The organism is Christiangramia sp. (assembly GCF_029937855.1).
Classification (GTDB): Bacteria; Bacteroidota; Bacteroidia; order Flavobacteriales; family Flavobacteriaceae; genus Christiangramia.
This window is the reverse complement of sequence record NZ_JAPYPC010000035.1, coordinates 19,044-34,715: the sequence shown is the minus strand read 5'-3', so window position 1 is coordinate 34,715 and position 15,672 is coordinate 19,044. Positions and strand designations below refer to the sequence as shown.

At 36.7% G+C, this 15,672-nt stretch carries 11 protein-coding genes and 1 pseudogene; 9 read left to right on the top strand and 3 right to left on the bottom strand.

Features of this window, described 5'->3' with window-relative positions:
* From Q1K34_RS15585 to Q1K34_RS15575, 3 genes and pseudogenes are all read left to right on the top strand, one after another.
* A pseudogene (locus tag Q1K34_RS15585) lies at nucleotides 1-240 on the top strand (glycosyltransferase); the annotation flags it as partial.
* A 48-nt stretch (nucleotides 241-288) separates the two neighbouring features.
* Nucleotides 289-2,019 (top strand): phospho-sugar mutase, encoded by a 1,731-nt coding sequence (locus Q1K34_RS15580; RefSeq protein ID WP_300440925.1) that lies wholly within the window; start codon nucleotides 289-291, stop codon nucleotides 2,017-2,019.
* A 10-nt stretch (nucleotides 2,020-2,029) separates the two neighbouring features.
* Nucleotides 2,030-3,853: an ABC transporter ATP-binding protein gene (locus Q1K34_RS15575; RefSeq protein WP_300440922.1), complete on the top strand. Its 1,824-nt coding sequence runs from the start codon at nucleotides 2,030-2,032 to the stop codon at nucleotides 3,851-3,853.
* A gap of 10 nt (nucleotides 3,854-3,863) precedes the next feature.
* Here the strand turns inward: Q1K34_RS15575 and Q1K34_RS15570 are convergent, their stop codons facing one another.
* A complete protein-coding gene (locus tag Q1K34_RS15570; protein WP_300440918.1) occupies nucleotides 3,864-4,223 on the bottom strand; it encodes a hypothetical protein in 360 nt (119 codons plus the stop codon).
* A 353-nt stretch (nucleotides 4,224-4,576) separates the two neighbouring features.
* On the opposite strand from Q1K34_RS15570, the gene Q1K34_RS15565 reads away from it, so the two are divergent.
* Genes Q1K34_RS15565 through Q1K34_RS15555 form a run of 3 tightly spaced genes read left to right on the top strand, consistent with a single transcriptional unit; the run spans nucleotide 4,577 to nucleotide 6,140 of the window.
* Entirely contained in the window at nucleotides 4,577-5,122 is a 546-nt protein-coding gene (locus Q1K34_RS15565) for an RNA polymerase sigma factor (protein WP_300440915.1), read from the top strand.
* A 31-nt stretch (nucleotides 5,123-5,153) separates the two neighbouring features.
* Nucleotides 5,154-5,687 (top strand): hypothetical protein, encoded by a 534-nt coding sequence (locus tag Q1K34_RS15560; RefSeq protein ID WP_300440912.1) that lies wholly within the window; start codon nucleotides 5,154-5,156, stop codon nucleotides 5,685-5,687.
* A 3-nt stretch (nucleotides 5,688-5,690) separates the two neighbouring features.
* On the top strand, nucleotides 5,691-6,140 hold the full coding sequence (locus tag Q1K34_RS15555) for a hypothetical protein (protein ID WP_300440909.1): 450 nt from the start codon (nucleotides 5,691-5,693) through the stop codon (nucleotides 6,138-6,140).
* 79 nt (nucleotides 6,141-6,219) lie between these two features.
* Here the strand turns inward: Q1K34_RS15555 and Q1K34_RS15550 are convergent, their stop codons facing one another.
* Complete coding sequence (locus Q1K34_RS15550; protein ID WP_300440906.1) at nucleotides 6,220-7,284, bottom strand: oxidoreductase; 1,065 nt, start codon at nucleotides 7,282-7,284, stop codon at nucleotides 6,220-6,222.
* 72 nt (nucleotides 7,285-7,356) lie between these two features.
* Between Q1K34_RS15550 and Q1K34_RS15545 the strand changes: the two genes are divergently transcribed.
* Nucleotides 7,357-8,568 carry a methyltransferase domain-containing protein gene (locus Q1K34_RS15545; RefSeq protein ID WP_300440903.1) on the top strand — a complete coding sequence of 404 codons (1,212 nt, stop codon included), beginning with the start codon at nucleotides 7,357-7,359 and terminating at the stop codon, nucleotides 8,566-8,568.
* A gap of 22 nt (nucleotides 8,569-8,590) precedes the next feature.
* Here the strand turns inward: Q1K34_RS15545 and Q1K34_RS15540 are convergent, their stop codons facing one another.
* Nucleotides 8,591-9,148 (bottom strand): DUF4377 domain-containing protein, encoded by a 558-nt coding sequence (locus Q1K34_RS15540; RefSeq protein WP_300440901.1) that lies wholly within the window; start codon nucleotides 9,146-9,148, stop codon nucleotides 8,591-8,593.
* Nucleotides 9,149-9,289: 141 nt separating this feature from the next.
* Between Q1K34_RS15540 and purL the strand changes: the two genes are divergently transcribed.
* Nucleotides 9,290-12,955 (top strand): phosphoribosylformylglycinamidine synthase, encoded by a 3,666-nt coding sequence (purL, locus tag Q1K34_RS15535; protein WP_300440899.1) that lies wholly within the window; start codon nucleotides 9,290-9,292, stop codon nucleotides 12,953-12,955.
* An 875-nt stretch (nucleotides 12,956-13,830) separates the two neighbouring features.
* Complete coding sequence (locus Q1K34_RS15530) at nucleotides 13,831-15,609, top strand: long-chain fatty acid--CoA ligase (protein ID WP_300440896.1); 1,779 nt, start codon at nucleotides 13,831-13,833, stop codon at nucleotides 15,607-15,609.
* Nucleotides 15,610-15,672 lie beyond the last annotated feature (63 nt).

Sequence of the window (15,672 nt, the reverse complement as noted above, 5' to 3'; positions counted from 1 at the left end):
GTTTTAATGTTTATCATTGGGTTTACTTCCGCTGGCTGGATAGGGCTTTCCAAACTTTATAAATTATACCATGGGATGCCTAATATCCTGGTGGTTCAAAATCCGTGGTTCTATATTTCCTTAGCAGTAATGATCATTGGAACCCAGTTTTTTCTTGCGGGATTCCTGGGCGAACTCATTCTTCGATCCAAAAGAGATAAAGAACGATATCTTATAAAGAAAACCACTTCCAATATTTAGTCCCTTTCAAGGATTAACCTTATTTTTGCTTAGCAAAACAATCTAATTATGGCTACGAACAAACCTGAAATCCTTCAGAAAGCCGAAGCATGGCTTACTGATATTTTTGATGCTGATACCAAGTCTGAGATTAACAGGCTTATTGAAGAAAATCCCAAAGAACTGGAAGAAAGCTTCTATAAGAATGCCGAATTTGGTACCGGAGGTATGCGTGGCGTTATGGGCGTGGGAACAAACCGCATCAATAAATATACCCTCGGTAAAAATACCCAGGGGCTTTCAGATTATCTCAAAAAATCATTTCCAGATAAGGAGATAAAAGTAGCTATTGCTTATGATTGTAGAAATAACAGTCAGGAACTAGCAAAAGTTGTTGCTGATGTTTTTTCAGCAAATGGTATCAAAGTCTTTTTGTTTTCAGAATTAAGGCCTACTCCGGAATTGTCTTTTGCGGTAAAAAAATTAGGTTGTCAATGCGGAATTGTTCTAACCGCGAGCCATAATCCACCAGAATATAACGGATATAAAGTCTATTGGGAAGATGGCGGCCAGTTAGTGCCACCACAAGATACAGAACTGGTAGATACAATAAATGCCCTGGAATATTCGGCCATAAACTTTAAGGCCAATGAGGAGCTGATCGAAAAGATTGATTCAAAAGTGGATAAAGCATTTGCGGAAGCTTCTGTGGAAAATGGAAGTTTTGACACGAAAGCTTCCGCAAGGGAAAATTTAACGGTCGTTTTCACTTCTCTTCACGGTACATCTATTACCATGGTTCCAGAAGTACTTGAAAAAGCAGGCTTCAGCAATGTTCATATTGTGGAAGAACAAAGAGAGCCTAATGGTAATTTCCCCACGGTTAAATCTCCAAACCCGGAAGAACCGGAAGCTCTGAAAATGGCGCTGGAATTAGCCGAAAAAGAAAATGCTGATATCGTTATTGGAACCGATCCTGATTGTGATCGGCTTGGCGTGGCAGTTAGAGATCTCAATGGAGAAATGATCCTTCTTAATGGAAACCAAACCATGTTGGTGATGACCTGGTTTTTACTGGATGAATGGAAGAAACAAGGGAAATTAAAAGGTAATGAGTTTGTAGCTTCTACCATTGTTTCCACTCCCATGCTGAAGAACCTTACAGAAGATTATGGTGTAAAATACATGGAAGTCCTTACCGGTTTTAAATGGATCGCGAAACTTATAAAAGATCACCCGGAATTAGAATTTATTGGAGGTGGAGAAGAAAGTTTTGGTTATATGGTGGGTGATTTTGTAAGGGATAAAGATGCGGTAACCGCTACCCTGCTTGCCTGTGAGATTGCAGCAAAAATGAAAGCTGAAGGTAAATCCTTCTATAAAAAACTACTTGAGCTTTATAAAAATTACGGCCTATATAGAGAAGAACTTATTTCCCTGGTTAAAAAAGGAATTGAAGGTGAACAGGAAATAAAGCAAATGTTAATCGACCTTAGAGAGAATCCCTGGGAAGAAATTGATGGCGAGAAAGTGGTTTTGATTGAAGATTATAAAACATCGATTGCTAAAAACACTCAGGATCATACAGAAAATAGCATTGATATTCCAAAATCCAATGTTCTCATTTATTATACTGAAGATGGGACTAAAATAGCAGCCAGGCCAAGTGGTACAGAACCCAAAATTAAATTCTATATAAGTGTGAATTCAGATCTTGATAGTATTGAAAACTATGCTGCTGAAGACCAGAAATTGAGTGATAAAATTGCCCGGATCAAACAGGAACTAAAACTGGGATAACTTACTTTAAATGACCTACTTCCGGAAAATACTCCAATTCGCATTGCCTTATAAAAAGTATGCGATACTAAATATTATTTGCAATATATTTTATGCAATTTTTAGTACGCTCTCTTTTATTGCTTTAATCCCGGTTATTCAGGTTTTATTTGATAAGACCAAAAGGGAATCTAAAAAACCGGTGTGGGATGGCATTGGAGGAATTAAGGATTATTTTACCGATTATTTTAATTACGAGGTCACTCAAAGGGTGAATGAAGATGAAGTTGCAGCTCTTGTGTTTATATGCGGAATTGTGGTGGTTTTGTTTTTTCTAAAAAACCTTTTTGGATATCTCAGTTCTTTCTTTCTTACTTTTCTTAGAAACGGCGTATTAAGGGATTTAAGAGACGCCATGTATAAAAAAATACTCGCACTGCCAATTTCTTACTTTTCTGAAAAAAGAAAAGGAGATACTATTTCCAGGATCACGGCAGATGTAAATGAGGTACAATATTCATTTTTATCAATTCTGGAATTAATCGTTAGGGAACCACTCACGATTCTCTTTACTATTATTGCCATGCTTTTAATGAGCGCAAAACTGACCTTGTTCGTCTTTGTATTTTTGCCAATTTCCGGTTTTATAATTTCTCTGATCGGAAAGCAGTTAAAGAAACAATCTAATCTGGCTCAGGAAGAAAACGGCCATTTTTTAAGCATCGTGGAAGAAACGCTTTCCAGTCTAAAGATCGTAAAAGGTTTTAACGCGGAAAAAAGATTTTACGCTCGTTTCCAGGATTCTACCAACCGATTGAAGAATATCCTGAACAAACTGGTAAACAGGCAAAATTTAGCTTCGCCTACAAGTGAATTTTTGGGAATTTTTGTCATTGTGATCATTCTTTGGTTTGGAGGAAATATGGTACTGGTAGAAGGAACATTAGACGCTGCCACATTTATTGCTTTTCTAGGACTTGCTTACAATATATTGACTCCTGCAAAGCAAATTTCCAAGGCATCTTACAGTGTTAAGAAAGGGAATGCCGCCGCAGAACGTATTTTGGCAGTTCTGGAAACGCCATCAACAATTAATGATGCACCAGATGCTATTGACAAAAAAGAATTTGAGAAAGAGATCAGCATTGAGAAAATAAGCTTCAGTTACGAGAAGGAAAAAGTATTGAAAAACTTCAGTGTAAAGGTTTCAAAAGGAAAAACTATTGCGCTAGTAGGTCAGTCCGGATCGGGTAAATCTACGATTGCCAATCTTATTACCCGATTTTACGATGTTAACGACGGAAGCATAAAATTAGATGGAATAGATATTCGAAAAATAAAAAAGTCTTCGCTTAGGAATTTATTGGGACTGGTAACGCAAGATTCTATTCTTTTTAATGATACCATTCGAAATAATATATTATTAGGTAAGGAAGATGCTTCAGATGAAGAGATCATACATGCCTTGAAAATTGCAAATGCCTGGGAGTTTGTGAAGGAATTACCTCAAAAGCTCGATACGAACATTGGCGATAGCGGAAACAAACTTAGTGGCGGACAAAAACAGCGATTATCCATCGCTCGAGCAGTATTAAAGAATCCACCGGTGATGATCCTGGATGAGGCCACCTCTGCCCTGGATACAGAAAGTGAAAAACTGGTTCAAGAAGCTTTGGAAAATATGATGAAGAATAGAACTTCCATTGTAATTGCCCACCGCTTATCTACGATCCAAAACGCCGATAATATTATTGTGATGCAAAGAGGCGAAATCGTGGAACAGGGAAAACATCAGGAACTTATATCGACTAACGGAACCTATAGAAAGTTGGTAGAGATGCAATCTTTTGATTAACTACATTTAATTAACTTCTGGATAATTCACCAGATGCTAATGCTTCTTTATAATTTGCTCTTATTTCAGGAAAACTACCGAAAAATTTCTCACCGTTCTTTTTCCTTAAGATCACAACAGTATTCCCATTATTATTGGTTTTAACTTCTGTAACCTCCACGAGGGTTCCTACCAGTTTTTTATAATTTACTATTTCGCCTTTTTTAATTATAAAATTAGCCTTCGGAAATTTAACATCAGAGTACTCATAAGTATCTGAAATTCCTATTTTCAATACTTCCCCTACTCTAACTTCATCGATTTCCTGAGCACTTAAAGTGGGGGATAAAATCAAAAATATCAAAAGTGAAAACGTGCTAATAAATTTCATAATATCAGTTTTAAGTGTACTACCTAAAAATAGGGAAAGCGGATAAAAATAAAAAATGGATGATATAAAATATCATCCATTTTTATCAAATTATTTCCATTTTGGGGCAAATGGAAATAATGCGATCTAATTCAATTTTTTATAGGGGCAAAAAAAGATCAAATCATTTATATTTCAAATATATGTCAAAGAAAGTTAGCAGCCAAAAAAATTATGCTTTTTGCCATTTAATTTTACCTTTTATCGGTTAAAAAAGTAGTAATTGTAATCTTTTTCCTTCATTATAATTTATAAATATTAATTTTTTAAGCCTAAAGCTTTCAATATCTTTACATCGCAGTAATTCTCCAATTTTGCAAAATTCCGAAGATAAATTCGTCAGCCGACTTCAGGATGCCTCTTCCTCTCAGGAAGCTTTTAGAGAACTTATATCAAAATATAAGGAAAGACTTTATTGGCACATCAGGAACATCGTAAAAAATCATGATGATACCGATGATATCTTACAGAATACTTTTTTAAAGGTTTATAAAAATATTGGTAAATTTAAAGGGGATAGTAAATTATATAGCTGGATGTACCGTATTGCGACGAATGAGGCTATTAGCTTTTTAAATAAAAAGTCAAGGAAACTTCAAATTACTTCTGAAGAATTACAAAATCAGATCATTGATAACCTGGAAAGCGATGTATATTTTGAAGGGGATGAAATTCAGCTAAAATTACAAAGAGCTATTGCCAGGCTCCCGGAAAAGCAACAGCAGGTATTTAATATGAAATATTTTGAGGAACTAAAATATCGAGAAATGTCAGAAATTCTAAAAACCAGCGAAGGCGCTCTCAAGGCTTCTTATCATATTGCAGCAAAAAAAATCGAAGAATATCTGAAATCAAATTAAACCATTAGAGAATTAGATAGTCATAGAATTAATGAAAAACAATACCTCTAAATATTCGCAAAATTCTGGTTTCAAGGTACCTGAGGATTATTTCAGAAACTTTGACGAAAAGATGATGAATAGCCTGGAAGATTCTAAATATTTGGATATCCCGGTTAAAGGTAAAGCTTTTTCAGTGCCAGAAGGCTATTTTGATTCCCTGGAAGATAAGATTGTCGCTAAGACAAGTAAAGATCGACCAAAGGTGATCAAATTGTTTAAAAAGGAGTATTTCTATTATGCGGCAGCTGTGGCAGCTCTCTTTATCCTTATGCTTGGTAATTTCTTTAATACTGAAAGTACTCAGCCAATAGGATGGGATAACATTGAACTTTCGGCTATGGAAAACTACATTGACGAAGGTTATGATATGGGTTATATGGAACTAAATCCAGTAGAAGTTTCAGATTTTATATTTAAAGATGGTAAGCTTATTGATGATTCAGACTTTACAGCGATAAATTCAGATGCTGTGTTTGATTATATTGATGAAAACATTGAAGATCCTACTTATATTTTGGAATAAACTATGAAGAAAATTGTTTTAATATTATTTGTCATTCTTTTCAGCTCTAATATGATGAGTCAGAAAGAAGATAAAGACGCCCAAAGGGAACGAATAAAGGCTCTGAAGGTGGCATTCTTTACCCAGGAACTGAATTTAAACGATAAGCTCGCTGAAAAATTCTGGCCCATCTATAACGAATATGAAACAAAAAGAAGAGAACTCCATAAAAGGGAGCATATAGAGTTTGAAAATATAGAATGCATCAATGAAGCCAAAGCAAATGATCTACTTGATGAATTTCTAACGGTTGAAAGCGAAGAATATAAAATTAAGAAACAATTGTTCAGAGAGCTGAAACAGATCATTTCAGCAAAAGATATTATTAAATTACATAAGCTGGAAGATGAATTCCATAAAAAGCTTATAAAAGAATACCGTTCAAAACGCGATCGCAAGGATAGCAGTGAATAGTAGAACGTTTCATAGTTAGTTTTTTGGTTAGTTAGTAGTTATAATCCGGCAGATTATTTATCTGTCGGATTATTTCTTTTTAACGGAATATTAATTTCGCAATTCTACCTTTTCCTGCTGCATATGCCAGCGTATCGTTTACAAACCTCAAGGAATAGAAGCCTTCATCAGATAATTTTTCCCAGGATTGTCCGGCATCTTTGCTATAATGAATCCCTGTAAATCCGGTGGCAACTAATTGTTTCGCTTTAGAATTCGGAACATATCTCACGCTGCTTTTATAACCCGGCTCCTCTCCTTCTGCTAGTAATTCCCAGGTTTTTCCGCCGTCCTTAGTTACAACTTTATTTGCTGTATTTCCTTCCGGGTTGGTATAATCACCTCCTATTATAACGCCGTTTTTATCATCATAAAAATCCATGGAATAACCTCCGGTGGTTGGTTTGCCCTGCAAAAGAGGTGTTTCAAATACCTCCCACGATTTTCCTTTATCAGGAGAATAAAGAATCCGGGACTTCATACCTCCTGTCAAGATCCAGGTATTATTGCCCTCAATAGCTATATTGGAATTGCTGGCGGCAAAAGCGGCTTCTCCTTCTGCAGCTTCAGGTAAATTTTTGCAATCCAGTTTCCTCCAACTTTCACCCCCGTTTCGGGTAATAATAATAGAAATACAAGCTTCCGTTGGATCTCCAATGGCGATTCCCTCCTTATCATTCCAAAAGGCCAAAGCATCATAGAATACCTTTTCATTTTCTTCTTTATAAACCAGCTCCATGTTTCCTGAATTTCCTGTTTTATAAAGCAGGGCTGGGTTTCCCACACTTAGCATAAAAAAGTCATTTGAAGTACTGGCGACTGCCCTGTATTCAGGAATTATGCTATCAAATTTCTGAAGATTGGTTTTCCAGCTATTATTTGCTGAATCATATAATCCATAAGTTGCTTTATTACCGGCGAAGGCTAGATTCTGCCCTATCACCTCGATTGCCCGTACACTTAAAGAATCATCTTCGAGGATTACTTCAGTTTCAACAGAATCAAAAAATTGAGGAGCCTTCTCAACAGCATCTTTATCATTTTCTTTAGAAGCATCTTTACAGCCGAAGGCAAGTAAAATCAATAAAAAACTAATTTTTCTCATGGTTGGAATTTGAATCAAATATAAATTATTCCGATCCAAAAAACCGTAACTTTGCCGCTTTAAAGAATATTTATGCGCCTACACAGGAATCTTGTTTTTGCAACCGTTGATGCTTTAGCCGAAATTTTTAATGATGGAAATTATGCCGATAAGGTTATTGAAAAGACACTGAAAAGAGACAAAAGATGGGGCTCTCGCGATCGTAGTTTTATAGCGGAAACCACTTATGATATCGTTCGGTGGAAGAGATTGTATGCCGAAATAGCTGAAGTGAAAGAACCTTTCAAAAGAGAAGACCTTTTTAGGATTTTCGCTGTATGGTGTGTGCTCAAAGGTATAAAGTTGCCAGATTGGCCGCAATTTTCCGGAACTCCGGAAAGGCGCATCAAAGGAAAATTTGATGAATTAAGCCGAATTAGAAAATTCAGGGAATCTGTTCCAGACTGGATGGACGAAATTGGTGAAAAGGAACTGGGAGAAAAAATATGGACCAAAGAACTTCATGCCCTTAATGAACAGGCTCCGGTAGTTATAAGAGCTAACAAACTTAAAACTAATCCTGAGGAATTGGCTTCCAAACTCAGGGAAGAAGGAATTGAAACATCAAATCTTCGGAATTATCCGGAGGCACTGGAATTAAAAGTACGTGCTAATATATTTAGAACCGATGCTTTTCAAAAAGGTTTTTTTGAAGTTCAGGATGCCAGCTCACAACGTGTAGCTGAATTTCTGGATGTTCAGCCTGGGATGCGGGTAGTAGATACCTGTGCCGGTGCGGGAGGTAAAACCCTGCATATTGCCGCATTAATGGAAAATAAAGGCCAGATTATCGCATTGGATATCTACGGCAATAAATTAAAGGAATTAAAGCGTAGGGCAAAACGGGCTGGAGCACACAATGTGGAGACTAGGAGTATTGACTCTACAAAAGTGATCAAAAAACTTTACGATTCTGCCGATAGGGTTCTAATTGATGCCCCTTGTAGTGGGCTGGGAGTATTAAGCCGAAATCCTGATGCTAAATGGAAATTACAACCAGACTTTCTGGAAAAGATTAGAAATACACAGCTTGAAATTTTAGAAAAGTATTCAAGGATTGTCAAAAAAGGAGGGAAACTAGTTTATGCCACCTGTTCCATTTTACCATCAGAAAATGATAAGCAAATTCAGAAATTTTTAAAAACTGAGACCGGCAAGAGTTTTAAATTGCTTAGAGAGAAAAAAATTCTATCTCATGAAAGTGGTTATGACGGATTCTATATGGCGCTGCTGCAAAAAGATTAATACAGGCTACATAGCGATTTTTCTATTGAAGCTCAATAAACCTTAATTCGCTGTTAGGCCCATGCGAAAAAGTTCCCGATATTTCTTCTCTCGTGTCCAATTGCTGTATAAGATCATCACACAGATCACCACAATTAATACGTGATTCATTCATAAGAGAAATATGATCATCTGTGACCTTTACAAAATTATGACCTCCCCATTTCAACCTAATGTCAAATGTTTCGTCACTGCCTACCGCTTCTTTAGAAATTATTTTTTCTAGCTTATATTTAAAAGAACTAGCATCTGCAGGTGGATTCTCAATTCTCTCTTTAGAAACCATAATGTCATATAAATAACCAGGTTTAAATTCAAAACCATCAATGTCATCATAAAAATAATTCCACTCCCCTCCTTCTATTTCATCGCCTTCCTTTACTAAAAGTACTAACTGCGGTTCAACTCCAAATGCGGTTTGCTTAAAATGGTTAATTTGCATATTCACCATTGTCTCATCATTCTCCTCCCCCTCTATAGAACATGAATTGGTAGAGAAAAAAGACAAAAGCCCCACGATCATTATCATAGCATATTTCATATTCTAATGGTTGTTTTGATTGATGAACTTAAGATACTTCTATTTTCAAAAATTAATAGCCTTAACTTTCTTAAAATATTTAATCTACCCGATAAAAAATCATAAATTTGTGCCTTCAAAAACAACACAAACACAACCCAAATGATCCTTTTCTTCGGAAACCAAACTACCAAGGTTTTTGCTGTGGAAACACACTCACAACTTTCAGCCCAGGAAATTTCTAAACTCAACTGGCTTTTCGGAAATACGCAACAAATACATAAATCTGCACTTGCAGATTTTTTTGTTGGTCCCCGTGCCGCCATGATCACTCCCTGGAGTACCAATGCCGTTGAAATTACTCAGAATATGGGGATTCATGGCTTGATTAGAATTGAAGAATTCTTAAGAGTTGATAAAAATTTTACCGATTTCGATCCTATGCTTTCTCAAAAATATGAGAGCTTAGATCAGGATATTTTTGATATTCATATTAATCCCGCTCCGATTATTGAGGTGGAAGATATTGCAGCTTTCAACCAGCAGGAAGGATTGGCGTTAAATATTGAAGAAGTAGCTTATTTACAGGGTTTAGCAGATAAAATTGGAAGAAAACTAACCGATTCTGAAGTTTTCGGATTTTCCCAGGTGAATTCTGAACATTGCCGCCACAAGATCTTCAACGGAACTTTTGTCATTGATGGAGAGGAGAAATCCTCTTCTCTCTTTAAAATGATTAGAAAAACTTCGGAAGAAAATCCTAATGATATTGTTTCGGCTTATAAAGATAACGTTGCTTTTGTAAAAGGCCCAAGAGTAGAACAATTTGCGCCTAAGGCTGCAGATGTTCCCGAATATTACCAGGTAAAGGATTTTGATTCAGTTATTTCATTAAAAGCTGAAACTCATAATTTTCCAACTACGGTTGAACCTTTTAACGGAGCTGCCACCGGAAGTGGTGGTGAAATTAGAGATAGGCTTGCCGGCGGAAAAGGTTCTCTTCCACTTGCAGGAACTGCCGTTTACATGACCTCTTATTCCCGATTGGATAAAGATAGAAAATGGGAAAACGGGATGAAAGAAAGGGATTGGCTTTACCAAACTCCCATGGATATCCTGATTAAAGCTTCCAATGGAGCCTCAGATTTTGGAAATAAATTTGGACAACCCTTAATTTCAGGGTCTGTTCTAACCTTTGAACATTCTGAACATGAGCGTTCTTTAGGCTACGATAAAGTGATCATGCTTGCCGGTGGTATAGGTTATGGTAAAAAAGAACAGGCGCTAAAAGATGTTCCAAATAAAGGCGATAAAATTGTTGTGCTTGGCGGTGAAAATTACCGGATTGGAATGGGTGGTGCCGCGGTATCTTCAGCAGACACAGGAGAATTCAGCAGCGGGATCGAATTGAATGCTATTCAGCGTTCAAATCCTGAAATGCAGAAACGAGCTGCAAATGCCGTTCGTGGAATGGTAGAAAGCGATGAAAATCCCATAGTTTCCATTCATGATCATGGCGCCGGCGGACATTTAAACTGTCTGAGCGAACTTGTCGAAGAGAAAGGTGGAAAAATAGATCTAGATTCACTTCCTATCGGAGATCCTACACTTTCAGCAAAAGAGATCATTGGTAATGAATCACAGGAAAGAATGGGACTGATAATTGGAGAAGCTGAGATCGCAAAGCTAAAAAGAGTTGCAGATAGGGAACGCTCGCCAATTTATGAAGTTGGGGATGTCACCGGAGATCACAGATTCACATTTGAAGGAGAGAAATCGGGTCAAAAACCTATGGATCTCGAACTTTCAGATATGTTCGGAAGTTCTCCAAAAACGATCATGACAGATAAGACTATTCAAAGAAATTATGAGGAGGTTGTTTACCAAACTTCTAAAGTTCATGAATACCTCAATCAGGTGCTACAACTAGAAGCTGTAGCCTGTAAAGACTGGCTTACAAACAAAGCAGACCGGTGTGTGTCTGGAAGAGTCGCCAAACAGCAAACTGCCGGGCCAATACAACTTCCATTAAACAACTGCGGAGTGATGGCACTGGATTATAAAGGAAAAGAAGGGGTGGCAACTTCTATTGGTCACTCCCCTATTTCAGCCCTTGTAGATCCTGTGGCAGGTTCCAAAAATTCGATCGCTGAATCACTTTCAAATATTGTTTGGGCGCCACTGGAAAAAGGACTCAAATCAATTTCGCTTTCCGCAAACTGGATGTGGCCCTGTAATAATGAAGGTGAAGATGCCAGACTTTATGATGCCGTTGAAGCAGTTTCAAATTTTGCCATCAATCTTGGAATTAATGTTCCTACGGGAAAGGACTCCCTTTCTATGAAGCAAAAATATAAGGATCGCGAAGTTCTTTCTCCCGGAACTGTAATTATTTCTGCAGCGGGGCATTGTGACGATATCACAAAGGTTGTGGAACCAGTACTTCAAAAAGAGGGTGGAGATATTTATTACATCAACCTCTCGCAGGATAAATTTAAACTCGGTGGCTCTTCATTTGCCCAAATCCTGAATAAAGTGGGAAATGAAGTTCCAACTATACAAAATGATAAAAAATTTGCTAAAACTTTTGATGCGATCCAGGAGCTGATCAAAAAAGATCTTATTCTTGCCGGTCATGATATAGCTTCAGGAGGTTTAATCACTACATTGTTGGAAATGTGTTTTGCCGATGTAAACCTTGGAGCAAATCTGGATCTTTCAGCTTTAAACGAGAAAGACATCATCAAACTTCTCTTTAATGAAAACTGCGGAATTGTTTTTCAATCGAAAAACAATTCCGTAGAAGAATTTTTAAAGAATAAAAATATAGAGTTTTTCAAAATTGGAAAAGTAACTGAAGGAAATGAGTTAAGAATTAAGAATTCAGGAGTTGATTTGAGTTTCAATATTCCTGAATTAAGGGATACCTGGTATAAAACTTCTTTCTTACTGGACGAACAACAAAGCGGAATTGATAAAGCTACCGAACGTTTCCATAATTATAAAGAACAGCCTTTAGAATTTAAGTTCCCGGAACATTTTACAGGAAAACTTCCTGAATTGGATTCCGGCAAACCTAGAATTAAGGCCGCAATTATTCGGGAAAAAGGATCAAATTCTGAAAGGGAAATGGCCAGAGCGATGTACCTGGCGGGTTTTAACGTAAAAGACGTTCATATGACCGATCTTATTTCAGGTCGAGAAAACCTTGAAGATATACGATTCATTGCCACAGTGGGTGGATTCTCAAATTCTGATGTCCTTGGAAGCGCTAAAGGCTGGGCCGGAGCTTTCCTTTACAATGAAAAAGCGAAAAATGCCCTTGATAATTTCTTTGCCAAAGAAGATACGCTGTCTCTCGGAGTTTGTAATGGCTGTCAATTATTTATTGAATTAGGTCTTATTAACCCTGAGCATGAGCAAAAACCGAAGATGTTACATAACGAATCCCATAAATTTGAATGTAACTTTACTTCCGTAGAAATTCAGGAGAACAATTCTGTGATGCTTTCTAGTCTTGCTGGAAGTACCTTGGGTATCTGGGCAGCACATGGGGAAGGAAAATTCAGCTTCCCATATGAAGAGGAAAAATATAATATCGTGGGTAAATATGCTTATGAAGGATATCCTGCTAATCCCAACGGATCCCATTATAATACTGCTGTTCTAACCGATGATACCGGAAGACATCTTGTGATGATGCCTCACCTGGAGCGTTCTACTTTCCAATGGAACTGGGCAAACTATCCAAAAGGAAGAAAAGATGAAATATCTCCCTGGCTGGAAGCTTTTGTAAATGCCAGAAAATGGTTGGAAAATAAAGAATAGCTTTTATTCGATTTCAGCAGATTGATCTCAGAAATTAAAAAAGGTCGTCTAAAAAGTCCTTATTACGTCAAGCTGAACTTGATTCAGCTTCTAACTGATATTGATTTTTCAATTAGTTAAGATCCTGAAATAAATTCAGGATGACGTTTTCTCGCCTTTTTAGACGACCTCTTTTTTTAAGATTTTATTTTTAAAGGATATTCCCTAAAATATTATCTAGCTTTTACTAATCTCTACGTCTGTTGAAAAAGTTTCCTTTGTTTTTAGGTCTACCAGATTAATAATTAGTGTTTCTTCCTTGTAAGAATAGGTATTGGTATCATAGCCAACTATGTTTCTGGATCAATTTCAGAATCTACTTTAGTACTAATCAATACTAAAAAATCTGGATTATCGCGATCCAAGGTATATCCTTCCTTCATCATCTAGCTTCTTAGCTTTTCTACTACTAAAGCATTAATATTCTTATGGTTATAATTTTTTCAGTCCACTTCAGCATTTGAATTAGGCAAATAAGTAAAGGTTTCAGATTTAGAAAGATCTTCATTGCTTTTTTCAGTGGCCGTTACTCTGGGGCCGTCGCTTATAACTGCAAGTACCACTTTAAGTAGTAATTTTAATTTTTATAATATTTTTTTTTCTGCTCTAACTTAGAAAATAATCTCTTCCCAAGACGAGCAATTATGAAGGTTTAAAAAAGTATTTTAACTTGATCCTGAGGATATTAAGTTTTTATTACGATATGATTCGATGCCAAATTTTGCATATTGCAATTAGCATATACTTAATCAATATGTATTTTTTTTATCAATTTTGATTTGAATGAGCTATTTAAATTACTATTTTGCAAGGTATATCTAAAATTCTTCCTCTCCATGAATGAAATAAAACGTCTCTTTGACTTCCCCTACTATCAACTTGAAAATCATCCGTTGGAAGAGGCTCTGGCAACAAAATATGATGGAAAATGGAAAACCATCTCGACCCAGCAATATATAGATCAGGCAAATAAAATTAGCCGTGGCCTTTTGAGGCTTGGGGTTAAACCTAACGAAAAGATTGCGGTAATTTCAACTAACAACCGATCGGAGTGGAATATAATAGACATTGGCATCCTTCAAATAGGTGCGCAAAATGTGCCAATCTATCCAACCATATCTGAAGATGATTATGAGTATATCCTAAATCATAGTGGTGCAACTTATTGTTTTGTTTCAGATAAAGAAGTTCTGGAAAAAGTCAATTCTATAAAAGGCACTACCGAGCTTAAAGGAATATATAGTTTTGATGAAATTACCGGCTGCCAGAACTGGAAAGAAATTCTTAATTCAGGTGAAGATAAAGAAAATCAGGATGAAGTCGAAAAATTAAAAAAAGCAGTTAAAACCGATGATCTTGCCACGTTAATTTATACCTCGGGGACCACCGGAAGACCTAAAGGAGTAATGCTTACCCATGCCAATATTGTGAGTAATGTTTTGGGTAGTGCACCAAGAGTTCCTTTTGAAACAGGGACCTATGTAGCTTTAAGTTTCCTTCCGGTTTGCCATATTTTTGAGAGGATGATACTTTATCTATATCAGTATTATTCGGTTTCTATCTATTTTGCTGAATCTATAGATAAGATTAGTGATAACCTTAAAGAGGTAAAACCGCATGTAATTACAGCGGTGCCGAGACTGCTTGAAAAAGTATATGATAAGATTATTGCGAAAGGAACTGCTCTTGGGGGAATCAAACAAAAATTATTCTACTGGGCAGTAGAATTAGGATTGGAATACGAACCCTACGGCGCAAACGGCTGGTGGTATGAAACGAAACTGAAACTTGCCAGGAAATTGATCTTCTCCAAATGGAAAGAAGGTTTAGGTGGAAACATAGAACTTATTGTATCCGGTAGTGCAGCCTTGCAACCGAGGCTGGCACGTGTATTTGCTTCGGCAGAAATTCCCGTTATGGAAGGTTACGGACTTACAGAAACTTCTCCCGTTATAGCGGTAAACGATGAGCGTAACGGTGGTTTTAAAATTGGGACCGTTGGTAAAGTATTAGATAATGTAGAAGTTAAAATTGCTGATGATGGTGAGATCCTTGCAAAAGGACCTAATATTATGAAAGGATATTACAAGGATGAAGAAAAAACAAATGAAGTTATAGAAAATGGTTTCTTCCATACCGGTGATATTGGGGAACTCGATAAAGAAGGTTTCCTGAAAATAACAGATAGGAAAAAAGAAATGTTCAAGACTTCAGGGGGGAAATATGTAGCTCCTCAGCTGATCGAAAACACCATGAAGCAATCGCGATTTATAGAACAGATCATGGTGGTTGGTGATGGAGAAAAAATGCCCGCCGCTTTGATTCAGCCAAATTTTGAATTTATTGCAGATTGGGCTCAAAGAAAAAACATAGATCTTGGGGAAGGCACTCCTGCAGATATTTCAGGAAACAGGTTAGTTATAGATCGTATTCAGGAAGAGGTTGATTTCTATAATCAGAAATTCGGAAAATGGGAACGAGTAAAAACTTTTGAACTTACTCCGGAAGCCTGGACCGTGGAAGACGAGCACCTTACTCCTACCATGAAATTGAAAAGACGCATCATCAGGGAAAAATATAAAGAGCCTTACGAAAAATTATATGGTCGCTTTTAAAAAAGCATTAAGAAAATGATAAAAAAAACTCCTCCCAACCAGAGGAGTTTTTTTGTTTTAAGA

What these genes read in the sequence shown, in the direction of transcription:
- Q1K34_RS15555 (WP_300440909.1), top strand. Translation starts at nt 5,691, where the DNA reads ATGAAGAAAATTGTTTTAATATTATTTGTCATTCTTTTCAGCTCTAAT.
- Q1K34_RS15575 (WP_300440922.1), top strand. Translation starts at nt 2,030, where the DNA reads ATGACCTACTTCCGGAAAATACTCCAATTCGCATTGCCTTATAAAAAG.
- Q1K34_RS15580 (WP_300440925.1), top strand. Translation starts at nt 289, where the DNA reads ATGGCTACGAACAAACCTGAAATCCTTCAGAAAGCCGAAGCATGGCTT.
- Q1K34_RS15570 (WP_300440918.1), bottom strand. Translation starts at nt 4,223, where the DNA reads ATGAAATTTATTAGCACGTTTTCACTTTTGATATTTTTGATTTTATCC.
- Q1K34_RS15550 (WP_300440906.1), bottom strand. Translation starts at nt 7,284, where the DNA reads ATGAGAAAAATTAGTTTTTTATTGATTTTACTTGCCTTCGGCTGTAAA.
- Q1K34_RS15530 (WP_300440896.1), top strand. Translation starts at nt 13,831, where the DNA reads ATGAATGAAATAAAACGTCTCTTTGACTTCCCCTACTATCAACTTGAA.
- purL (WP_300440899.1), top strand. Translation starts at nt 9,290, where the DNA reads ATGATCCTTTTCTTCGGAAACCAAACTACCAAGGTTTTTGCTGTGGAA.
- Q1K34_RS15560 (WP_300440912.1), top strand. Translation starts at nt 5,154, where the DNA reads ATGAAAAACAATACCTCTAAATATTCGCAAAATTCTGGTTTCAAGGTA.
- Q1K34_RS15545 (WP_300440903.1), top strand. Translation starts at nt 7,357, where the DNA reads ATGCGCCTACACAGGAATCTTGTTTTTGCAACCGTTGATGCTTTAGCC.
- Q1K34_RS15540 (WP_300440901.1), bottom strand. Translation starts at nt 9,148, where the DNA reads ATGAAATATGCTATGATAATGATCGTGGGGCTTTTGTCTTTTTTCTCT.